Annotated in this window: 14 protein-coding genes and 3 pseudogenes; 7 read left to right on the top strand and 10 right to left on the bottom strand. The window is 59.5% G+C overall.

The window, feature by feature from the left end:
• Positions 1-427 precede the first annotated feature (427 nt).
• The 6 genes from NKJ93_RS21810 to NKJ93_RS21785 form a co-directional block, all read right to left on the bottom strand.
• Positions 428-1,177, bottom strand: a complete 750-nt coding sequence (locus NKJ93_RS21810) for a ribonuclease activity regulator RraA (RefSeq protein ID WP_023721821.1) — start codon at positions 1,175-1,177, stop codon at positions 428-430.
• Positions 1,178-1,199: 22 nt separating this feature from the next.
• The gene (locus tag NKJ93_RS21805) at positions 1,200-2,363 is read right to left on the bottom strand and encodes a mandelate racemase/muconate lactonizing enzyme family protein (RefSeq protein ID WP_352591049.1); all 1,164 of its coding nucleotides are present in this window, start codon (positions 2,361-2,363) and stop codon (positions 1,200-1,202) included.
• Positions 2,364-2,396: 33 nt separating this feature from the next.
• A complete protein-coding gene (locus NKJ93_RS21800; protein WP_352591046.1) occupies positions 2,397-3,494 on the bottom strand; it encodes an ABC transporter ATP-binding protein in 1,098 nt (365 codons plus the stop codon).
• Between the two features lie 10 nt (positions 3,495-3,504).
• Complete coding sequence (locus NKJ93_RS21795; protein ID WP_352591043.1) at positions 3,505-4,395, bottom strand: carbohydrate ABC transporter permease; 891 nt, start codon at positions 4,393-4,395, stop codon at positions 3,505-3,507.
• Entirely contained in the window at positions 4,392-5,351 is a 960-nt protein-coding gene (locus NKJ93_RS21790) for a carbohydrate ABC transporter permease (protein ID WP_352591041.1), read from the bottom strand. The genes NKJ93_RS21795 and NKJ93_RS21790 overlap by 4 nt, the downstream gene beginning before the upstream one ends.
• A 78-nt stretch (positions 5,352-5,429) precedes the next feature.
• Positions 5,430-6,908 carry an ABC transporter substrate-binding protein gene (locus NKJ93_RS21785; RefSeq protein WP_352591038.1) on the bottom strand — a complete coding sequence of 493 codons (1,479 nt, stop codon included), beginning with the start codon at positions 6,906-6,908 and terminating at the stop codon, positions 5,430-5,432.
• Positions 6,909-7,115: 207 nt separating this feature from the next.
• Between NKJ93_RS21785 and NKJ93_RS21780 the strand changes: the two genes are divergently transcribed.
• The 5 genes from NKJ93_RS21780 (at position 7,116) to NKJ93_RS21760 (ending at position 12,853) form a co-directional block, all read left to right on the top strand.
• Complete coding sequence (locus tag NKJ93_RS21780; protein WP_023721827.1) at positions 7,116-7,826, top strand: GntR family transcriptional regulator; 711 nt, start codon at positions 7,116-7,118, stop codon at positions 7,824-7,826.
• Between the two features lie 55 nt (positions 7,827-7,881).
• Complete coding sequence (locus NKJ93_RS21775; RefSeq protein ID WP_352591035.1) at positions 7,882-9,048, top strand: mandelate racemase/muconate lactonizing enzyme family protein; 1,167 nt, start codon at positions 7,882-7,884, stop codon at positions 9,046-9,048.
• Between the two features lie 52 nt (positions 9,049-9,100).
• Entirely contained in the window at positions 9,101-10,462 is a 1,362-nt protein-coding gene (locus NKJ93_RS21770; protein ID WP_352591032.1) for a mandelate racemase/muconate lactonizing enzyme family protein, read from the top strand.
• A gap of 17 nt (positions 10,463-10,479) precedes the next feature.
• Complete coding sequence (locus NKJ93_RS21765) at positions 10,480-11,679, top strand: mandelate racemase/muconate lactonizing enzyme family protein (protein ID WP_352483892.1); 1,200 nt, start codon at positions 10,480-10,482, stop codon at positions 11,677-11,679.
• Between the two features lie 226 nt (positions 11,680-11,905).
• Positions 11,906-12,853, top strand: coding sequence for a DUF5996 family protein (locus tag NKJ93_RS21760; protein ID WP_352549518.1), 948 nt, complete (start codon positions 11,906-11,908; stop codon positions 12,851-12,853).
• Between the two features lie 387 nt (positions 12,854-13,240).
• Here the strand turns inward: NKJ93_RS21760 and NKJ93_RS21755 are convergent, their stop codons facing one another.
• Both NKJ93_RS21755 and NKJ93_RS21750 read right to left on the bottom strand, forming a co-directional pair.
• Positions 13,241-16,246 carry a hypothetical protein gene (locus NKJ93_RS21755; protein ID WP_352483893.1) on the bottom strand — a complete coding sequence of 1,002 codons (3,006 nt, stop codon included), beginning with the start codon at positions 16,244-16,246 and terminating at the stop codon, positions 13,241-13,243.
• A 1,202-nt stretch (positions 16,247-17,448) separates the two neighbouring features.
• A pseudogene (locus NKJ93_RS21750) lies at positions 17,449-17,571 on the bottom strand (tyrosine-type recombinase/integrase); the annotation flags it as partial.
• Positions 17,572-17,766: 195 nt separating this feature from the next.
• Here NKJ93_RS21750 and NKJ93_RS21745 point away from each other — a divergent pair.
• Positions 17,767-19,304: pseudogene (locus NKJ93_RS21745) on the top strand (adenylate/guanylate cyclase domain-containing protein); the annotation flags it as partial.
• A gap of 90 nt (positions 19,305-19,394) precedes the next feature.
• Here NKJ93_RS21745 and NKJ93_RS21740 read toward each other — a convergent pair.
• Together NKJ93_RS21740 and NKJ93_RS21735 are read right to left on the bottom strand one after the other, a co-directional pair.
• Positions 19,395-19,568, bottom strand: coding sequence for a hypothetical protein (locus NKJ93_RS21740; RefSeq protein ID WP_352591066.1), 174 nt, complete (start codon positions 19,566-19,568; stop codon positions 19,395-19,397).
• Between the two features lie 619 nt (positions 19,569-20,187).
• The gene (locus NKJ93_RS21735) at positions 20,188-20,724 is read right to left on the bottom strand and encodes a DUF3624 family protein (protein WP_352483895.1); all 537 of its coding nucleotides are present in this window, start codon (positions 20,722-20,724) and stop codon (positions 20,188-20,190) included.
• A gap of 1,061 nt (positions 20,725-21,785) precedes the next feature.
• Between NKJ93_RS21735 and NKJ93_RS21730 the strand changes: the two are divergent.
• Positions 21,786-22,212 (top strand): annotated as a pseudogene (locus NKJ93_RS21730) (response regulator transcription factor); the annotation flags it as partial.
• Positions 22,213-22,278: the final 66 nt, after the last annotated feature.

The following is a 22,278-nucleotide window of genomic DNA, read 5'->3' as shown; positions in this document are numbered from 1 at the left end:
CCGTTTGTCGCCTTCAGGAGCTCTTTCGAACTAGACTAGGCTGATCGTGCCTCGTACCGGCGGACGCCGAAAAAGCGTTTCGACGCGCCTAGAGACTAGGTGATCCGCGCTGCGAGAAGGATCAGCAGCCGCCTCCTGGCGTGTCTTGGCGATACATGAGGTTACTCTGCAGCAGCCCGTACAAGCTTCGTCACGCCTTCGCCAATGGCGTCGATCGTCGCGGAACTCGGCTGCCGAACGCCCGGTGCTACGTCAGCTTCTAGGCGCTGATGAGGCTTCCGGTTAGCCATTGGAGGTCCGCATGGTGTAACGCTTGGTGCCCGCACGAGATGGCGGGAGCCGGACCGTCTCGATCGTTCAGTGCAGTGCAGTGGGCGCCCGACGACGAAACTCGACTCCCCGGCCCCGCCACGAGGTAGTTGATGCGCTAACTCGGGTTTTCCAAGCGATTTGCTTTGCGCCACTCCTCGTACTCCCCGCGGGCATCGTCATGCAGCGGATAGTAGCGTTGCAATGGGCCCCCCTCCATGAGCTTGGCTCGCGAAAACTCCTCCCAATCGTGATGCTTCTGTGATTCTTCGATCACCTTCGGGGCCATCACGACGGGAAGCACCACCACGCCGTCGTCGTCAGCGACGATGATGTCGCCGGGGATCACCGTGACACCGCCGCAGGCAATCGGAACGTTGACGGCATTGGGATAGATGCTGGTCTGCACATGATAGTTTGGCGTCCAGCCGCGCAGCCATAGGGGTAGATCGAGCTTTTCGACATTGGGCCGGTCGCGCATGCACCCGTCGATGACGATACCCGCCCCGCCCCTGCCCTTGAAATAAGTCGACATCATATCGCCAAAGACACCCGAGCTCATGTCGCCGCGCGCGTCGACCACGACCACATCGCCCTCCTGCGCGTGGTAGAGCACGTGCCGGTGAAGTTGGGTCTCCGGATCGGCATATTCTCCCTCGGTGAACAGGTCCGGCCGCTGCGGCAGGAACTGCAGCGTCAATGCCGGCCCGACGATCGACTTCCCATGGTTTTGCGCCACCGGACCGACCATGTGCGGATTGCGGAAGCCCATTTGGCCAAGCGTGCCGGCAACCGTCGCGGCGCCGATCTCCCTCAGCGCGTCGATCAGGTCTTTAGGCGGCCGCGTGATGTCGGAAGTATGCGTCATTGTCGACTCCGGATGAATGGAACTACCAGTTCGTAACAGAACCATCGCGGCGCTTAAGGTGAGGCGCTTCCCAGAAACGCCAACTCTGCGCCTGGACCGCCACTTCGTTGACCTCGACGCCGAGCCCCGGCAGATCGCCGACCGGGTAATCGGTCCCGTCGAGCCGTGGTTGCACGGGGAAGAAGTCGGAATTGTCGAAGCCCAGCTTTGTCTCGGGCGCCCTGGTCTCGAGCCACGCGAAGTTGGGTACCGCGGCGGCGAGATGCACGGTAGCGGCCGTGCACACTGGACCAAGCGGATTGTGCGGCATCAGGTCCACATAGTGCGCCTCGCTCCAGCCAGCGACCTTCATCGCCTCGGTGAGCCCGCCGACATTGCAAACATCGATCCGGTTGAACTGATGGATGCCGCGCTCGATGTAGGGCAGGAACTGCCACTTGCTGGCAAATTCCTCGCCGATGGCAAAGGGGATGTCGGTCATCGTGCGCAGCGATTCATAGGCCTCCGGCGTCTCGTCCCGTATTGGCTCCTCGAGGAAATCAAGCACGCCGCGGCCGAGCTTGTTGCAGAAGCTCGCCGCCTCTGCCACCGACAGCCGATGATGATAGTCGATGCCGAGAACGGCGTCGTCGCCCAGCGCCTCGCGCGCCTTGTTCAGCATACCCGCGGTAGCGCCGATCGACTCGCGCGGCTCGAAGATGTCCTTGCTGTTTTGCCCAAAGGGGAAGAAGCGGATCGCCTGCCACCCCTGTGCGCGTAGTTCGCGGGCCCGTTCGATGGCAACATCGCCCTCGGCCTCGTCGCCGGTCGAGGCGAAGGTGGGGACGCGGTCGCGCTGCTTGCCGCCTAGCAGCTCGTAGACCGGCACGCCCAGCGCCTTGCCCTTGATGTCGTGAAGGGCGATGTCGATGGCGGAAATCGCCGCCTGCAGGACTCGCCCGCCTTCGAAGTACTGGCTGCGATAAACCTCCTGCCAGATCCGCCCGATCTGCATCGGGTCGCGGCCGATGAGAAACTCGCGATAGTGCTCGACCGCGCCGGCCACGGCCCTCTCGCGACCGCTCAAGCCGCTCTCGCCCCAGCCGAAGATGCCCTGGTTGGTCTCGACCTTGACGAGCATCTGGTTGCGCGTTCCTACCCAAACCGGATAGGGCTTGATCGCGGTGATCTTAAGCTTCTCAGTCATCCACGCCCACGTTCCACACGCATCGGCCCTATCTCAGTTGGCTTTGAGGGCCATTTCAGTTTCGCCGTCGAACAGATGCATCCGCTCCTGGTCGAACTCGAGCCAGATCTGCTCGTCCGGCGAGACGGCAATGTTCGGCGGCACGCTGACGTTGACGATGGCGCCGGACAGAAACGCCTGCACGAAGGTGACGTCTCCGGTCGGTTCCACCGTGTAGGCCTTGGCCGGAATGGAACCGGGGACCGCGCTCTTGTGGAGCTTGATCGTCGAGTGACGTGCGCCGAGCACGACTTTCTTGGTCGTCGCTCTCGCGACCTTCTGGGCATTGCGCGGCGAGAGCTCAAGGCGCCAGCCCTCGGCGCCGGTCAACACCGTGTTGCCGTTTGCCGTCGATGCCTCCAGCGGAATAAGGCTCATCGCCGGGCTGCCGATGAAGCTGGCGACGAACATGTTCACCGGATGGGCAAAGACCTGCGCCGGTGAATCGTATTGCTGCAGGTAGCCGCCATTCATCACCGCCATCTTGTCAGCCATGGTCACGGCCTCGAGCTGGTCATGCGTCACATAGATGATCGTTGCCTTGAGGTCCTGGTGGAAGCGCTTGATCTCCGACCGCATCTGTACGCGCAGTTTGGCATCGAGGTTAGAGAGTGGTTCGTCCATGAGGAACACCGCAGGGTCGCGGACGAGGGCACGGCCAAGGGCCACGCGCTGCTGCTGCCCGCCCGAAAGTTCGCGCGGCTTGCGCTCGAGCAGATGCGTCATGTCGAGCACCCGCGCCGCTTCCTTGACCTTCTTGTCGATCTCGTCCCTAGGGAGTTTGCGCATCTGAAGCGGGAACGCCAGGTTCTTGTAGACCGATTTCTGCGGGTAGAGCGCGTAGTTCTGGAACACCATTGCGATATCCCGGTCCTTGGGGTCGAGGTCGTTGACCACCCGCTCGCCGATGATGATGTCGCCCGATGTGATCGGGGTCAGCCCGGCGACGAGATTGAGCGTGGTTGTCTTGCCGCAGCCTGAAGGGCCGACGAGCGCAACGAACTCGCCGTCATTGACCGTCAGCGAGACGTGATTGACAGCTTTGAAGCCGCCATAGCTCTTGACGAGATCTTGGAGGACCACGTGGGCCATCGGCAACTCCCTAGTGCTTGACCGCGCCTTCTGTAAGGGCGCGTACAAAGTATCGTTGCAGGACCAGGAACAGCACCACGACGGGCACGCTCATCATGAAGCTGGCCGCCATCAGGCCCGGAAAGTCCGTCGTATTTTCCGAGAAGAAGCGCTGGATGCCAACCGGAAGGGTCAACTGCTCGTTCTTGGAGAGGAAGGTGTAGGCGTAGATGTACTCGTTCCACGCGCCGATAAAGGAATAGATTGCGGTGGCGATGATCCCCGGCGTCGAGAGCGGCATCACGATCATGATAAAGGCCTGGAACCGTGTGGCGCCATCGATGCGCGCCGCCTGCTCCAGCTGCACCGGGATGTTGTCATAAAAGCCCTTGAGCAGCCAGATCGCCAGCGGCAGGCCGAAGGTGAGATAGGTGAGGATCAGCGAGCCGTGCGTGTTCACCAGCCCGATCGCGCGCATCAGGATGAAGAGTGGCACGAGAAAGATCACCGCCGGGAACATATTGCGCAGCAGCACGGCAAAAAACAGGAAATTCCGGCCGGGGAAACTGAAGCGCGAAAACGCGTAGGCCGCAGGGACAGCCACGATCACCGAAAGGATTGTCGTAACGGTCGACACGAAAAGGCTGTTCCAGAAGAAGCGGAGGAAATCCTGGCCGACGCTGTTCTGCGGATCGAGCAGCTTCTGGTAACTGGCGAGGGTAGGCTCGTCCGGCCACCATTGCGGCGGGAATTGCGTCGCCGCGAATCCGGACTTGATCGAGGTGATCAGCATCCAGATCATCGGCAACGCAGTAAAAAGCAGCATGAACACGAGGAATATGCGCCCGGCCCACCGCCAACCGTCGACGCGCATGCGGCGACGGGTCGGGGCTCGAGAGGCTGTCTCGGCAATCGTGCTCATGCGCTCCCCTCTTTCCGCTCGTTGCCGCTTAGCGCACGGACGTAGAAGTAGCCCAGTGTCATCAGTGTGAGGAACAGGAGCACTGAATAGGCCGATGCCACGCCCCAGCGCTGCCGTCCGAAGGCGAGCTCATAAATGTGGGTTATCCAGATATGCGATGCGTTCGACGGCCCGCCGCCGGTCATGATCCAAGGGATGATGAAGGAATTGAAGTTGGCCACTGCGAGCAGCAGCATCGTCACCACCGAGACGTTGCGCAAGTGCGGGAAGGTGACGTGCCAAAAGCGCTGCCATGCACTGGCACCGTCGACTTTTGCGGCGCGCAGCAATTGGTCGGGGACTGTCTGCAGGCCGGCCATCATCATGATCATGGCAAACGGAAACTCGCGCCAGATATTGACGACGATCAGGGAGGGCAGCACCGTGCTGACATTGTCGATGAAATTCGGCGGCCGGTCGGCCAATCCGAGGCCGACCAGCACCGCGCCGATGATCCCGAAGTCCGAATGGTAGATCCACTTCCAGATATAGGAGGCGGCGACGGCACTGATGACCCAAGGGATGATCAGGATAGCGCGCATGACACCACGGCCGATGAAGTCGCGGTGGAGCGCCAGCGCCGTTGCAAACCCCAGGACAAAGGAGATGAAAGTGGACCCCAGCGTCCAGATCAGTGTGTTCCAGGTGACCTTCCAGAACACCTGACTGGTGAGGATCGTCGTGTAGTTGTCGAAGCCGATGAAGGTCTTGTCGCGGAGCTGCAGACCAGGCGGTGTCTTAAAGAACGACAGCTCGACCGTGTAGTAGATCGGATAGGCGATGACGATGAGCATCACGGCGATCGCCGGGAGCACATACGCGTAGTCCGCGCGATGCTCCCAGATCTTCCGCAGCGTGCCGGCTGTACCGGGTTGCAATCTTCGGCGAGCCTCGGCCTTGCCGGTCACGATCGTCACTTGTGGCGTGCCCTTATTCTTCGGAACGAGGCGGCTGCGCCAGCGGCGCAGCCGGTCAGGTCGTAGGTCAGGCTTGGACTAGAGTCCGCCCATCACGTCTTTTACCTTCTTGGCCGCGTCGTCCGCTGCCTCGTCGACGGTCATCGCTCCGGTCAGGGCATTCTGCAGCATGTCCGGGATGATAATGTTCATGATCTCGGGGGCCTGCGGCAGCGCTGGGAACGGAATGCCGTATGGCAGCATCGAGGTCGTGACATCGAGGAACTTGATGTTGTCCAGACGTTCCTTCATCCACTTGGTCTTGAAGCCGTTAAGGTTGCCTGGGTTTGATCCGGCGTAGGCCATCTTCAGCGACCATTCAGGGCTCGTCCACATGCAGATGATAGCCTTTGCAGCAGGCTCGTCTACCTTGCCGCCCTCGACATATTCGGGCTTCAGGATGTGAATGTTCGAGCCGCCGAACACGACGGCGCGCTTGCCGTCGGGGCCAGTTGGAATCAGGCCGTAGCGCATGTTGTCGATGACCGTCTGCGCCTTGTCCTTGTCGGTGCCCGTCGCCTTTTTCTGCAGGTCGAGCATGACGTTGTAATCGGACGGGTGCGAGATCATCATGCCGAGCTGGCCGGCGACGAACAGGGGCTGGTTATCGGCCTGCTGGTTGGTGAGCGCCGAAACCGGAACCGACTTGTCGCGAACATACATGTCGTAGGAGGCTTGCAGCGCCGCCTTGCTCTGGGGACTATCGAGCTGGACCTGCTCATAGGTCGGATTCGCGGTGGCTTCGTCGAAGACGCCGCCGCCATAGGCCCACAGCTGTGGCATGAAACGGTACGGCGTATTGCCGGCATTCTTGCGCGCCACGAGGCCGTAGCCGGCAATGCCGAGCTTGTCGTGGATCTGCTTGGAATATTTGACGACGTCTTCCCAGGTTGCCGGAGCCTTGTCCGGATCGAGGCCCGCACGCTTGAAGATGTCGGCGTTCCAGATGAACGCCATCGTCTCGTTGTTGGTCGGAATGCCGTAGGTCACGCCCTCCCAGGTCACGGCCTTCATGGCGCCGGGCCAGAAATCCTCGGTCGAATACCCCACATCCTCTGGCTTGAGCGGCGCCAGATAGCCCTTTGAGGCGAACTCGGTACCACCCAGGATTTGCAGGCGGACCGCCATCGGCGCGGCATTGCCCAGGAGCGCCGTGCGGAACTTGTCGAGAAGGTCGTTATAGGTGAGGGCTTGTTCCTCGAGCTGGATGTTCGGATAGGTTTTGCGGAAGGTCTCGAAGAAATCCTTATAGTACTGGCGCAGGAGGTCGGGGTCGCCCTCGAACACGCCCTGATACCAGAAAGTCAGCCGCCCCTTGTAGTCGAGCGGGGTGACCTTGGCGCAATCGGCCGCCGTGTCAAAATCCTGTGTGCCGGCGATTGAGCGCACATATTCCGGCGACCACTTGCTGAGGTCGACCGGTGGCGCAGCCAGCGCCGATGTGGGCATCAGGGATGCCATCAAAACAGTGACGACAGTGCCGCGCAGGATCGCACTGCCGAGCGTAATCCTCGTCATAGGTATCCTCCCTGGTTCTCCCATGCCGCCCTGCGCCAAGGCAAAGCGGTCCTTGCTCGTTTCGATCGCGAGAATGCTCAATGTATTCTCTCGATCCCTTGGTACGTTTTCAGATCATGGATTGCCTGTCAACGCGCAGGATCGTACATTGTTTGCGAAAGCCGTGTGTGATATCGGGCAAGGTATGTATTAAATTGGGAGCCGGCCTTGGCCGAAATAAGCGATTTCAAAGCTATGCCACCTGTGGGCACTGATCCCATCGGGGCCTCCAGCGAGGGCGCCTCGCTTTATGAATTGATCAGGGAAGACATCATCGAGGGACGGCTCGCCGCCAACGAACGGCTTGTAGTCACCGATCTCGCCCGGCGTCACGGCACCTCGACCAATCCTGTGCGCGAGGCCCTGCAGCTGTTGCGCGGCGAAGGCTTTGTCATCTTTGTCGCCAACCGCGGGGCGCGCGTCCGACCCATAGATCAGGATTTTGTCCGGGATATCTACGAGATCGGTGTTCTGATCGAGCCAGCCCTGACACGATGGTTTGTGAATATGGCTACTGGCGAGGACATCGCCGAACTCGAACGTCTCCAAGGCCTGATTGAAGAGAACAACTTCGCCGACACATTCAGGCACAGTGAGCTTGATACCGCTTTCCACACCGTGATGTACCAGCGGCACTATAACCGCCACGCCGCCGAGCTTTGGTGGAAGCATCGCGAAGTGCTGCGAGCCGTGAGCCGTCGTTTCAACTTCACGCTGGCGCGACGTGCCGCGATCATGCGCGAGCACCGCGAGCTCATCGCGCTCGTAAAGGCGGGAGAGGCCGACAAGGCGGCCGAACTCGTCTCCCGCCATGTCGAGGGCTCGGGCCGGCATATTCTCGAACAGATGCGTGCGCGCAACGCCGCCCGGGCCGGATAGAATGTCCAGTCCAGAACCTCGTTAGGCTGACCATTCTCAGACAAAGGTTGTTGAGATGAAAATCACGAGCATTCGGCCGTGGCTGATCAAGTCCGATGCTTCTTATTGGGGAGAGTTCCTGTTCGTCGAAGTGACGACCGACGAGGGAGTGAGTGGCTGGGGAGAGATCACCACCACCACAAGGCTCGCCAACCGCGCGCTCTGCACGATCCTGCGGCAGATCGGCGTCGCCGTGACAGGCGAGGATCCGGCGCGTATCGAGCATCTCTGGCACAAGATCTTCCGCAGCTTCACCTACATGGGAAGCCGCGGCGCCGCCGTCGAATGCGTGAGCGCCATCGACATAGCCCTCTGGGACATCCGGGGCAAAGTCCTCGGCAAGCCGATTTACGAGCTGTTGGGCGGACCGGTACGCGATGAAATCGCGCTCTACACCCATCCCAACCAAGCCAAATTCACCAGCAAGGAAGCCGTGGTCCGCGAAATTCTAGACGTCGTCGAATCCGGACACACTGCGCTCAAGTTCGATCCGTACCCGCACCAGGGTCGCAGCGCCGATGGCCTGCCTCGCGAACAGCGGGACGGCTATCTCGATGGCAGCATGACCCGCAAGGACGAGCGCGAAGCCGCCGAACTCACGGCTCTGATCCGTGAAACGGCAGGGCCCGATGTCGACATTCTCATCGATGCGCATGGCCGTTTCGACGTTCCCACCGCCATTCGCCTCTGTCGAAGTCTCGAGGAAGCCGGTCAGATCGACTGGTTTGAGGAGCCCTGCCCGCCCGAGAGCCTTAACGCCCTCAAGCAGGTGCGTGAGAAGGTCAATACCGCCATCTCGTGGGGCGAGCGCGGCCACACGAAGTGGGATTTCGTGCCGGTACTTGAGAACAAGCTCGCCGACTACATCATGCCCGACGTCACCTGGACCGGCGGCATTACCGAACTCAAGAAGATTTCTGCCCTTTGCGAAGCCTACTACGTCCCGGTCTCGCCACATGATGCCGCGGGACCGATCAATGTGGTTGCGGGAGCGCAGGTGATGATGACTGTCCCCAACTTCTACAAACTCGAAACGTCGGAGTGGAACCTGGGCAAATACGATCACCTGATCGACAGACCGCTCGACATTTCGAACGGCAGCCTCAAGCTGACGTCGAAGCCTGGTCTCGGTATTGAGATGGACCGCGACTATCTGCAGGCCCACGAGATTGAGCTGGGCTAGCAACACTCTATGCCCAGGGTACGGGGCGACAAGCCGAAAACGAGGATAAGTCATGGCAAAGACAGGTGGCGCCGACGAGGCGCTCAATCGGGTGAACGCGAACTCCAAGCCATCTCAGCTTCGCATCACCGACATGCGGGTAGCCGAAATCGTCGGCGCGCCGTTCACCTCAACCCTGCTCAAGATTTACACCAATCAGGGCATCGTCGGACTTGGCGAAGTGCGCGACGGCGCCAGCGCCACCTACGCGCTGATGCTGAAGAGCCGGCTGCTTGGCGAGAACCCCTGCGACATCGACCGCCTGTTTCGCCGGATCAAGCAGTTCGGAGGGTACGGCCGGCAAGGCGGCGGCGTCTCGGCGGTCGAAATCGCGTTGTGGGATCTCGCCGGCAAGGCGTATGGCGTGCCCATCTACCAGATGCTCGGCGGCCGGTTTCGGGAGAAGGTGCGCCTCTATTGCGATACCGATGCGACCGTGCCGAGCGGCACCGAGACCGGCAAGCGCCTCAAGCAGCGCATGGCGCTTGGCTTCACCTTCCTCAAGATGGATCTGGGGCTGATGCAGATCGCGGATGTACCCGGTGCGGTCGTATCCCCTGCCGGCTCACTTGAAGGGTACCGCGTCCACCCCGGCCGCGGCCCGGTCAAGACCACGGAGGAGCGGCGCGCCCGCAATGCCGCGTATGATTTGCATAATGTCCCCCACCCGTTTACTGGCCTCCACTTTTCCGACAAGGGCCTCGACCTGCTTGAGCAGTACATTGCCGAGGTTCGCGAAATTATCGGCATGGATGTTCCGCTCGCCATCGACCATGTCGGCCACATCTCACTGCAGAACGGTATTCGCCTCGCGAGGCGGATTGAAAAATACGTGCCAGCCTGGCTCGAGGATGTGATCCCATGGCAGTACACCGAGCAGTACCGACAACTGCAGGCCGCCACCACGGTGCCGATCTGCACCGGCGAGGACATCTACCTTAAGGAGGGCTTCGAGCCTCTGCTCAAGAGCGGCGGCCTCTCCGTTATCCACCCAGACCTGCTCACCAGCGGGGGCATTCTGGAGACCAAGAAGGTCGGCGACATGGCACAGGATCACGGCGTCGCCATGGCCATCCATATGGCCGAAAGTCCTATCGCCGCAATGGCCGCGGCACATGTCGCGACCGCGACCGAAAACTTCATGGCGCTCGAATACCACTCTGCCGACGTCGACTGGTGGGACGATATCGTCGCCGGCATTTCCAAGCCGCTCGTGAAGGACGGCTTTATCACTGTTCCGGACAAACCTGGCCTGGGGATTGACGACGTCGTCGACGAGGTGATCTCGCTGCATCTGCAGCCGGGTGTCACCGGCATCTGGCAGCCCACGGATCACTGGGACGACGAGTATTCCTGGGACCGCACCTGGAGCTGAGGCGAAAAGAACCGAAGATGAAGATCACCGACCTCCGCTGCGCCGTCATCGGCAAACATCCCATCGTCCGCATCGTTACCGACGAGGGCCTCTATGGCCTTGGCGAAGTCGAATTCACCAAGACCTATCTCAAGCCTTGGGTGCTGCATTTCCGCGAGGCGCTGATCGGCGAGGACCCGACCGACGTCGAGCGGGTGATGCTGAAGATCCGCCAACGCGGCTCTTTCAAGCCCTATGGCGCGGTGGTAAGCGCTATCGAGCATGCGCTGTGGGACATTGCCGGCAAGGCCGCAGGCGTGCCGGCCTACAAACTGCTCGGCGGCAAGGTGCGCGACAAGGTACGCGTCTATAACGGCTCGATCCGCCAGAAGCGAATGGGGGACCGGCCGGAGGATTACGCCGCTGACGTGAAATGGATGATGGAGCAGCCGCAGAACTTCTTTATGATCAAGCAAGGCATCTCGTTCCATTCCAACATGAAGGACAGCATCGAGGGCTTCCATTACGGTGTGACGCAGAAGAAGGCCGGCTATCACGGTGCTATGGATCAGGGCGTGATCAGCGAGCGCGGTTTCAACCACATGCTCGACTGCGTGATCGCGATGAAGGAAGTGCTGGGCGACAAGGTCAGCCTGGCGCTCGACTGCGGCCCGGGCTGGATGCTGCCCGATGCGATCAAGTTCGCTCGCGCGGTCGAGAAGTACAATTTGATGTGGCTCGAGGATATGCTGACCGGCGACTATGTGCCGTGGGTCAATCCGCAGGCCTATCGGGAGCTGACCACCTCCACCTCGACACCAATTCATACCGGCGAGCAGATCTACCTGCGGCACAATTTCAAGGAGCTGATCGAAACGCAGGCGGTGCGCGTCATCGGCCCCGATCCGGCCGATATTGGCGGCATTGCCGAGCTCAAATGGGTCGCCGAGCACGCCTATATGCACTCGATCCTGATGGCACCGCACGGCACCGCGAACGGCCTTCTCGGCCTCGGCGCGCTGATCAATGTCTGCGCCACCCTGCCCGCCAACTACATCGCGTTCGAATACCCGAGCGCCTCCGACCCCTGGTGGGAGGATCTCGTAATCGGCCTGCCGTCGCAGATCGTGAAGGACAGCATGGTGGACCTGCTAGAAGCCCCGGGGCTGGGCCTCGATATCGACGCCGAAGCAGCCAGGAAGTATCTCGGGGAAGAGGATGCAGGCTTCTTCGACTGAACCGTCCTTCTTGCGCCACCCTGCACACGCGGACTGATTCTCGCAAATTGGCATCCGGAATGACCGTTTCGGGCCGGAATCTGCCGGTCCGTTTTCGAAACACATTTGGCTGAAGCGGACATTCGGCAAACGACCCAATATCAGTCGCCGACTGGCTCCTTGCCGGTGATATGAATACGGGCGGTAGTGCGATTCTATTCAAGCTCCATCGAGTTAGGTTGGCCCAATGAATGAACGCATCCAGGAAAGATGGCCGGCTATACCGTACGGTCCTTGGCGCAGTACGTGTTCCGCGCTGCATCTTTATATTCAGATCATAGGGAAATATCGGCTCGCCCGCTCACCGTGGGTGAACCATTCCTGGCATGCGACCCTTTACATCGACGCTCGCGGTCTCACGACCGGCCTAGTGCCAGATCGACCAGGCGGGATCGAATTGAGCCTCGATCTGATCAACCATGAGGTGGTCGGACGAGCAACCGATGGACGCATTGCCCGGTTCCCGCTTGAGCCGATGTCGGTCGCCTTCTTTCATGGGCGCGCGTTGGATCTCATTCGTACTCTCGGTGGGACACCGGAGTTCCATGGCAGGCCGAACGAGATTCCGCAGGCTATTCCGTTCGCCGAAGACAGGATGGAACGCCCCTACGACGCCAATGCTGTGACACGGTTCTTCAGGGCATGTGTGGCAGTGACGAACGTGCTCCAGATCTTCCGTACGGCGTATCTCGGCAAGGTGAGCCCGGTGCATCTCTTCTGGGGAAGTTTTGACATTGCCGTGACACGCTTCTCCGGTCGACACGCGCCCTCACATCCAGGTGGTATTCCGGCCCTGCCTGACGAAATCACCCGCGAGGCCTACAGCCACGAAGTCTCGTCAGCTGGCTTCTGGCCAGGTGGGGGTGCAATCGACTTTCCCGCGTTCTATTCCTATGCATACCCGATGCCGACCGGTTTTGCAGCTGCAAGAATTTCTCCTGAAGCCGCATATTACGATGAAAAACTCGGAGAATTTCTGCTGCCCTATGATGCGGTCAGGCTTGCCAACAATCCAGAAGACATGCTCATGACCTTTTTGGAAAGCACGTATCGCGCGGCTGCTGAACTCGGTGATTGGGACAGGGCTGCGCTCGAGTGCAAGGTTGGTAAACCTCGACAACCTCGGCCCATGTGAGACACAGAGGATTCGACTGAACTGACGACTTTTCCCGACTACTAGATTGTCGTCGTTCCGGGCGAACTGGCCGAAAGCGGACTTGCGGCTTCGAGGCTCGGAAGGTCAGAAGCGGACCTTCAAGCGCCCCGCGTGCATCGACGTGAACTGACCCGTTGCGGACCCTCTTTGGAAACAAAGGACGTCGCGGTTGGGTCATGACTTCCGGTTCCCGGAATGGCGCGGCCGCGCCCAGTTCCAATCGGAGGATTCCAGTTCGAGCGGCCCTGATCGCGGGGAAAGGTCACGAACACGTCAATAGCCAGTCCATACATAGCCGAACACCACGCTGGTCCAGCGCTTTGGCGCTGCGCAGCGCACGCTATCTTGGATGTTGGGGACACCCCCTCATAGGGGGACCGTAAACTTGCAGGATTCGCGCGGCGCGGGCTTGTTAGCTGGAGATCCGGGCCGTTCAGGATTTCGCAATACCTCCGCAGGAGTCCGCGGCGTCCTATCAGGGGTAAATTCAGGAACCCTTCGACCGCCTTCGTCGCCTGGCACAATGACCGCACCCTCCGGCGGCGGAGCCACCTCATCTAAAGGACAGGGGGTGAGGTCGCGCTCACAGATATCCGCGAAGCCGGACCCATCCGCATCGATAGCCAATGGATCTGGGTTGGTTCCACAAGCCCCGATGTATCTTCCCCAAATTGGGTTTGTGTAGGCGAGGCGCGTTCCGCAGCTACCAGGTTCAAGCTCGCTCTGGCAACTCATCTGACCGTCCGCCTGGGCGAATGCGCGCACGTAGAAAAGGCTTTCATGCTGGGTGGCAAGCTCAAATGTTTTGGGACTTAGGAAGATCCTTGCTTGTCCATGGAGCCTAATGTTATTGGCTTCGCGCTGGAGGTCAACTTGGAGAACGTCGGCTGGATCGGGATCGTAGGCGCTTGGCGAACCGCCCGGATCGTCAAACTGGTTACGTGGGCCATGACTGAATCGTGAAGAGCCCTCATTTGCCCTCCGCTGGTAGGCAAATGTACGCTGGGCATTACCGACGTACAGGTCAACTTTGCTGATTGGACCGAACTCAGGCGTCGACTGCCATTCGATAAGAACCGGTACATGCTCGCCAGGAAAAAGGTTGAACGTTTCGCCCATCTGGAAGTCCGTTAGGTCAATCCGGCCGTTGCGGTTCCTGTCAATAGCGATCCGGAGCGCAGGCCCATCGGTCACCGAGAACCTGCCTGCCGCCAGCGCGTCTATCACCTCCGTATTGCGGTATCGCGCGGTCTCCCGATCGCCAGAGACGGGCGCAAACACAAGTGGTGCCTCTGTACGATTTACCAGCACGAGGTTCCTTGGTTTTCCGATGGCCGTATCCACTACCGGCGTGTCGCACCACTGCTCCTTGCACGGGCGTCCCTCTCGACGGAAGTTGAGGTCGCCATGTGCGTCTGATCCCCCAGCCATGAACCACTTCCGTGGCTCCGCTCTTGGAAGCCAGTCAAGATTGCTGGTCTGGTTTGCGTTCAGTCCCTTACGAAGGAACAAGTCCCAAACGTAAGCACCGTGGTACAAGTTAGAAAAAAGTCTTCGCGGATACTGCGGCTCCTCGCGGCGCTGCCAAAGCCAAGGGAAATGGCCAAGTGCGGAGCCATCGTGCCAAGGTAAGTGGTACTTGTACTTATTATCAAGAGCGCTCACCACTATGCGATATCTCTCGTCCTTACGGGACTGCAGGCGTGTGTCCTCATTCCAAAACTGAAGGCCCAAGATTGCGGGAGAGCTCCATGCTCGGTTAAGCGCCTGGGTGGAGTAGGGTACAATATCAGGGCCAATTACGCTGTCAGGCGCCAGCCCGACGAGTGGATGAGCCAGGAATGCAGCGCCTTTTTTCTCAATTTCCTCGATTAAATCCTCGAGCCTACGCGAAGCACCACCAAATCTTGTAGTATTGCTCGGAATGAAACCACTTGCATCGTCAGCCTTTCGAGGAAAGTAAATCATGTGCTGGCGAGAAGGTTGCGGGGTAGGATTAGGAACCCTAAAGCGCTCTAAAATATCACTCGCGACTTCGCTGCCGAGTTTGTCGCCTATAAAGTCCGCGACAGGCACCCCTTGCTCGTCAAGCACGAGATAACTGTCGGAGCCATTCGCCCCATAGGGTTTGGAATAGCGCGCACGGCAAGCAGACAGGCCATCCGCGGCTATACATCTGTCGTTATCTGGCCAAAGATACGCGAGACCATCGCCGAAGCGGATCGCACCGTTGCGCTGCTCCGTCGCGGACATCTCTGGCCAAGCGTCTAGCTCTTCTCCGAGATAGACCTGTGGAACAACGCGCCGCCCAGTGAAGCCGGGAACGTTGCCAAGCCTGACATCCTCGTCAATGTCGTAGTTTGCGCCCTTTGGCCCATACAAAATGTTCCTCGCAGCAGCAAAGCGCGAGGGGTTCAGATCCCGAGCTTCAAATCCGATGAACCGCTTGCAACCACTGTCGTCTTCGCGGCGGGCATCCGCCGGCCTAGCTACCTCTGCACGGGGGCAAGTTCTGCCAACCGGTCTGCCATTCGGACGTTGAAAACATTGCTCGCCTTCTACGGTCCAGCATCGAGATACGCCGATCGCTCCGTCGACCTGCTTTCCCCCTGAGGCATGATCCGTCGCGAATACAAAATCCATGCCCATTGCGCCCAGGGCCCGAACGACGTTGCGGTACGAATAACCCGATTCACCTTCGTTATCCGTCATTTGCGCGTGGTAATGCAGGTCGCCATAAATCCACCCCGGAAACCGGGGCAGCGGAGCCTCTCCAGCATGCACAACGAGGTAATTGGTAAACTCGCGGCTGTCGCCACCGTACTTAGTTCGTACATTCACTTGGAGATGAATATCTCGGCCGGGGAAGACGGGCGTTTTGGGGGTGTACCACAAGCTCGCATGCCAAGCGTGTGACTGTGAAATTTGCAAAAGTTCAGCGGTACAATCTCGGCCCATCAAAGGACTGCAAAGTTTATGCTCCGGTTCAGCGTCAGGCGTCGAGATCCACCCTTGGCGTTCGATCTCGCGCAGATCGCCGGGTTGGTAGATCGTCGATGGATTGTCCGGGCCCTCTCGGACCCTTTCGATAACCTCGATCTCCTGGAGAGTTCCCGCATGGATCCTTTCGAGGAATAATGCTTCCGTGTCGCCTCGGTTGTCGTCGTAAATCGCGTCGTGAAAAGTCACGGAGATCGGGATAGCAGTGTAAGTGAGCCCGCCATCGCCGGCCTCCACCGGCTCAAGCCGCCAAGGGGCGTCAATTGCGAACTCAAGCCCGAACTGGCCGCCGACAGCATGCACCGGGATTGGCATTTCAGTGAGCCCCAAGAGCAAGAGGGCTCCAAATCCCTGGCGCCAACCTGTCGCCATGCTGTGCTCCATCGCATGCGTCCCCTCGATAGAGAGACGGCAGCAAGTAGCTAATCCTATCTTGCACTTTCTGTCCATTTCATTCGTCCAAGCGAGGCGAAGGCGTGTCGGAAGGCACCGGCCGCCTAATCCACTGGAATGGCCGATGCCGCGGAAATGAGGCGCCGCACTGACTTCGCCCCTTGCACCGAACGCGCCCTTCGTGTGAGGCAGTGTCTCGGCCAGATCAGGAGAGCGTCGCGCACCTTCTTCTGGCTGGCCTAGTCCTAGTTCGGAACTTCGAACTTCCCTGGTCCTCCTGGTTGGTCGACCTTGACGGCGTCCTGCAAGGCGACGGCCTTTTTGACGTCGTTTGGACCTCGGGATCGGCCAATGTGCGGATTGCCGTTCCTACGCAACGCGTGCCGATCTGTTCCTTCGCCAGCCTGTACGAACCCGCCCCGTAGAAGACGCTGGGCACGTACTGATCTTCGTCGATTATCTGAAGCGCCGCGACCTTCATCGCGATGGTCGGAGTTGTGCCTCTGCCATTTGTGGCTTCTTGTTTCCGAAAGTTCTATTGCCAGTGTTCATGTCGTCCGCGGCCTTGCCACCGCAGGGGGTCGACGGATAGCAGCTTTCTTAGCTGCTTCAGTCGGACCAAGAGAACGCTACTGTGGCGCTGGCAGAATTCCAACGGCGCGCGAGATTGCGGATCGCCGAGGCCCGTTTTGGAGTAGTGAGCAGCCATTTGGCGTGAGCGATACGAACGTCTGAGTTGGGTCATTTGACGCTGGTTCGCCTGAACGTACGCTTCCGAGATGCTAATTGGCGTCCGGAAGGTCCGGTCAGGGTCCATGGGTGTGAGTTCGGCCGAGGGTAGCGAACTTCCGCAAGGGGTCGATTTTCCCCGTTCCCGTACGGTCGCAGGAGGGTGGAATGAGACTTTCAGCCTGTCGCAAAAATCAGGTCGATTGGCGCTAGTCTTAGTCTAGCGTCCCCTTTGAGGCAATGGCACAGTCACTCGGAACTAACTTATGAAGGTGGCGGCTTCCGGGGTCTTCGACAAGAGCCCGTGAACGGCTCGAATTGAGGCGCAAACGTGTCATCTCGCCTGTTCGCTCGAAGGCCGCTTTTGAGATTAGGGCTATGGTCTGCTCAACGACCGACATGAGGCGCATTTCAGTTCGCGGCCCCACCGGGATCGTGGGAGCCGCTTTTGGTCATACCTCGGTCGCCTCGGCTAGCTCTAAGGCATCTTCTACATCTACACCGAGATACCGCACTGTATTCTCGATCTTGGTGTGGCCGAGCAGGATCTGAACTGCACGCGGACTGACCGAACGCGGCTATTGCGGCCACACTTTGCACACCAGAAACGGACGCAGCCGGCTCGAAGTCGAGCGCCTATGGGACGGACGAGTGCTAGTCGACCACATGCGTCAGCGGCGCTGCGGCAAATGCGGCAAGGAAGTTGGTAAGCCAGAGCTCCCTTGAGGCCAATTCGGTGCCTCTCCCCACAGGGCGCCATTTCCGTTAGGATGCTCCGAGATGGCGGGAGGTATGACCTGGATCGCGTTCACCGTAGAATGGCTACCATCCTTGCTGCCGACGCAGTTGGCTACAGCCGGCTGATTGGCAGAGACGAGGAAGGGACACTTGCCACCCTGCGGACGCATCGTCAGATCATTGACCGACTGATAGAGGAACATCAGGGACGGGTGTTCGGGAGCGCTGGGGACAGCGTCATCGCCGAGTTCGCAAGCCCCGTCGAGGCGCTTCGATGCGCCACTGAAATCCAGTTCCAAGTCGGCAGACAAAATGCTGAGCTGCCCGAGTCGAGCCGCCTGCGCTTTCGCATCGGCATCAATCTCGGCGATGTTGTCGTAGAGGGCGACAATCTCATGGGCGACGGTGTGAACGTCGCCGCCCGTCTGGAGGCGCTGTCACCTCCAGGTGGAATATGCATTTCGGAAGCGGTGTACACGCAGGCCCGCGATCGGCTCTCGCTCGAATTCGTCGATCTTGGCGAACAAAGGATGAAGAACATCGCCCGGCCTGTGCACGCGTACCGCGTGCCTCTCGCTTCAGAGGAGCAAGTCACGTCGCCTTTTCGAGGTCCCAACCCCTTCGAGTTCGAAAACGCCGACCTCTTCTTTGGCCGAGCTCGGGCGACTGCTGCCTGCATCGAACGCCTGGAGCAGCAGGCCGCCAACGGCAAGGCATTCCTGCTCATCTATGGTATGAGCGGTTCCGGCAAGTCTTCTCTCCTTCGAGCAGGGCTGCTGCCTTCCATCACTCGAACCGGTGCAGCGGCTGGCATCAAGGTTTGGCGCCGCTGCCTAATCCGCCCTTCCGACGCCCCTGATGCGGTCGCCTCGCTGGCCGCTGGGCTGCTTCGCGAAGGCGCCCTGCCGGAGCTGGCTTGCGAACCGGCAGCGCTGGCTCAACTCTGTTGGAGTTCGCCTGATCGAGCTCTGGCGCTCGTCCGCCAGGCTCAGGCCAAAGCGGCGGCCGTCGCAGGTTCAGCCTCCTCACAAGTGCGATTGGTAGTGGCGATCGATCAGATGGAGGAGCTGTTCACGACGGAGCCGGCATCGCGCGAAGTGCTAGTACGGCTCCTCGCGGCACTCGCCAGCAGCGGACTGGTCTGGGTGATCGCGACGATCCGATCGGATTTCTTTCATCGTTGCGGCGAGGTCCCCGGTTTCTGGGCACTCAAGGATGGCCTCGGCAGCTATGAACTCCTGCCGCCGACCGGCGCTGAGATCGCCCAGATCATCCGCGAGCCGGCACGCACCGCCAGGCTGCGCTACGAGGAGACAGCCGAACGGGGCCGGCTGGATGATGTCCTGCAGGAGGCAGCAGCTGCTGATCCTAGATCTTTGCCCTTCTCGAATTTGTGCTCGACGCTCTGTACGATGCGGGGCGAGAGCGCCGGATCCTCACCTTTGCTGCGTATCAGGCACTTGGCGGCTTGGAAGGGGCGATCGCGCGCCGCGCTGACGAAGTCGTAGACGCTCTCCCGCCGGACATCCAGGAGGAGCTACCAGTCGTATTGCGTGCCCTCACCACGGTGCGCCCAAGCGATGAGGCAGTTGCGGCGCGTCCGGCCTTGCGCGCGGAAGTCACGGGCACGCCTCAACGACCCAGGATGAACTTGACAGGCTCATCGGCCACTTCGATGCAAACCCTCGTCAAATTGCTTGCCGGAACGCCCGAGACGGTCGCACAGCTTGCTGATGGCATCAGGCTCGCTGGTAATCTCGCTGAGATATTCCACCGTGCCGGAGCGTCCGCTCTCCGCCACCGCGACCGAAATCCGTTGCTTGTGAATATCCAAACCGACAATCTGATATGTTCCATGTGGCCCGTCTCCTATGCATGAGGCTCTGCGCCGGCCAGCCGGCTTCACCCCAGGCCCAGCAATCATAGGGACTAGCAGGTCTGCCCGCCACAGTCGTTGCCACAGCTATGGCAACGCCAACAAACTCGACCGCCTCCATCTGATCCCCAAAATGGTCGGAAACATGGGTCGCAGTCGTCGTTGCCACATCCCCCATACGATTGGGCTCGGGCCTGGTGTGGGAAAAAGGAAATAATTGCCGCTGCGGACAAACCTCTCCCCATCAACACAAAACTAGAGCGTCGACTAACGTCGAACTGTTCATTGCGCGGGAGCCGAATGCGAAACAGAAATGCGATCATATGTCCGGCCCACAGGAAAGTCAGCATAAATGATGCCGCCGCCAAGTAGATTGCCGCGCTTGTCTGTCCTAACGATATCGCAATTAATACAAACGCCCAAAGGGCTGCGGCAGCTAAAAACGCCTGCCTGATGCAAATGTGGCAATTGCCAAGACGGCCAAAAAGAAAGCTTCGCATCTTGTCCTCCCAGGTTCACCAGAGCTGCGGTATGAAATCATGACCGCATTCCCCGTCCACCTTCCGTTCCGCACGAATTAAAAACATGCGTGGTTACTACTGTCACACGATGTGCCGTCCTGGCAGCACCATGAGCTGTCCCCCCATTGGCAACAGAAAGTGCCTTGGCCGCATTGGCCATCGTAGCAATTCATCGCCAGTTGCGTACCCCTACCCTTTTTGGGCGTCTCCAACTCCTTTATCCTCGGCAAAGTGGTCATAATCGCCAGGCTCGCGAAGGCAGTCGAGAAATTTGCGATGAAAGACCTCCGAAGAGGGGAATACTCGCCAGCGTTCACTGAAGGGGACTGCAACTTCGTTTGCCGCAGGGAGTAGCGAATGGCATATACAACTAGGTGCAGCAGCCAAAGACCTGACAAGAGCAACGCAAGCGCGACGGAACAGTGCAAGATCGGGCCAGCACTTGTAACGAACCCCGATCCATAGGTAATCCCAACGGCTAACCAACCAATGCAGGATGCGAGGAATGACTGACGCATGCAATTTGGACATCTTCCTATATCGTAGAGAAACTTGACGGACCAGTGTCCAGCCTGCAATTGTTGTTCGCTCATTGCATCTACTCCCAGCAGCTGATGTTTATTTAGATGTGCCAAATTCACTCACGGATTGCTCATGGCATGTTTCTGATGCGTTTAAGGGTCGTCGCACAAGCCAGAGCATATTGCTGCGCACGCCTGTCCAGTGAGATCGCAGCCCTTATGTTCATACGCGCAGGCCGCAAAACTTCTCTTGTTTCGGCAACCGGGGGGATACCACCGGCTGTCAGACACAGTTAAAGTCAAACGCCGGCCCCAAGCACTGCGTGGATTTTGCCAAGGAATTGATCCAAGCGTCGCAACGCTGGTCGCATGCTGAGTTCCGCTCTGTTGGGCTAACGTCGCGGATGGCAAGAATGCCGGACTCAACACACAGTTCAAAGCTATAGCCCAATTGAAAAGCCGCCATTTCATGTCGGTCCTCTTGCTCTCCGTCGCCCAAGCGCTCCTGCCACAATCTCATCATAATGTCGTACCACTGCCCTGTTCCGCCCCCCTGCTTTGACTGCCGGGGCGGTGTTACCAGGAAACCTGCTACCCACGATCGAACCCATCCTACCTCCTCCTTGGATTTGGTTCATCTTGGCGATGAGTCCGAAATCTCGTGACGCAAGATATTAGCCGCTCAGCAACGACCACGCCTGACCCGTTTGGGTTATGAGCAAGTCCCTTAATCATCGGACTCGCAACCGTCATCAAAGAGCGTATTGTGGGACATGGAAACGTGTGCCAAGTGGTGTCGTCAACGTCTGCGCACCAAGTAAAACTATTGCCACTTTTGTTCTGGCGAGAAGTTTAAATATGAAGACTTGTCGAGCTCTGTTACGCGGGAACAGCGATTGGCGCATCCTTCGATTTTCGAACGATTAGCACGGCGTTTGCGGAAGCTGCTCTTGGGCAGCAGCACTAAAGATCGCCACCGCATTCAGCAGTGCCCCGCACAGCCTAAGAGCCTTAACCCGAAACGCCCCTCCCCAGGTAAGCCTCATCGACGATAGCGGATTTATCGGGAATGTTCTGGACAAAAATCCGTGGGTCGACCCCGAAGAGCGACATCATGAACAATGCAAAGCCCTCTTTTGCTTCCCGATGGAAGGGGGATCGTGTTCCTTCGCGCCCTGAGGGCGGCCGGGGATGTCACCCCAATCATCATCCTGACAGCGCTCGACCAGGTGTCAGACGACGGGCTGACCGCGGGGGCCGACGACTACATGGTCAAGCCGTTCGATCTCGACGAGCTGTCGGCGCGCATCGGCTCGGTCGCGCGCCGATATTCGGGCAATCCAAACCCCATCATCCGTCTTCGTTCGCTCCCACATAGACATTGCCCGCCGGAGCGTGCGTCGGGACGGCAAGGCCGTTCAGCTGACTGTCCGCGAATGGGCACTGCTGGAGGCCTTCCTGACGCGGCCTGGCCAACTGCTCTCCAAAGCCCAGCTCGAGGAAAAGCTCTACGACTTCGACGCCGAGGTGGAGAGCAACGCGATCGAGGTCCACATCAGCGTAAGCGATGTTCCGACCGCACCTTTCGGGGATCGGCGTGAAGGACGATGTTCGGAGCCTTTGAGG

Origin of the sequence: Mesorhizobium sp. M0028, from assembly GCF_040323855.1 — a bacterium.
Lineage (GTDB): Bacteria > Pseudomonadota > Alphaproteobacteria > Rhizobiales > Rhizobiaceae > Mesorhizobium.
Note: the sequence above shows the minus strand (reverse complement) of the source record. Positions and strands in the feature narration are given on the sequence as shown.

Bases quoted from the DNA above. Each gene is read 5' to 3' on its own strand.
- NKJ93_RS21735 (WP_352483895.1), bottom strand. From the start codon at position 20,724: ATGAGCGAACAACAATTGCAGGCTGGACACTGGTCCGTCAAGTTTCTC.
- NKJ93_RS21800 (WP_352591046.1), bottom strand. From the start codon at position 3,494: ATGGCCCACGTGGTCCTCCAAGATCTCGTCAAGAGCTATGGCGGCTTC.
- NKJ93_RS21785 (WP_352591038.1), bottom strand. From the start codon at position 6,908: ATGACGAGGATTACGCTCGGCAGTGCGATCCTGCGCGGCACTGTCGTC.
- NKJ93_RS21755 (WP_352483893.1), bottom strand. From the start codon at position 16,246: ATGGCGACAGGTTGGCGCCAGGGATTTGGAGCCCTCTTGCTCTTGGGG.
- NKJ93_RS21795 (WP_352591043.1), bottom strand. From the start codon at position 4,395: ATGAGCACGATTGCCGAGACAGCCTCTCGAGCCCCGACCCGTCGCCGC.
- NKJ93_RS21765 (WP_352483892.1), top strand. From the start codon at position 10,480: ATGAAGATCACCGACCTCCGCTGCGCCGTCATCGGCAAACATCCCATC.
- NKJ93_RS21805 (WP_352591049.1), bottom strand. From the start codon at position 2,363: ATGACTGAGAAGCTTAAGATCACCGCGATCAAGCCCTATCCGGTTTGG.
- NKJ93_RS21775 (WP_352591035.1), top strand. From the start codon at position 7,882: ATGAAAATCACGAGCATTCGGCCGTGGCTGATCAAGTCCGATGCTTCT.
- NKJ93_RS21760 (WP_352549518.1), top strand. From the start codon at position 11,906: ATGAATGAACGCATCCAGGAAAGATGGCCGGCTATACCGTACGGTCCT.
- NKJ93_RS21810 (WP_023721821.1), bottom strand. From the start codon at position 1,177: ATGACGCATACTTCCGACATCACGCGGCCGCCTAAAGACCTGATCGAC.
- NKJ93_RS21770 (WP_352591032.1), top strand. From the start codon at position 9,101: ATGGCAAAGACAGGTGGCGCCGACGAGGCGCTCAATCGGGTGAACGCG.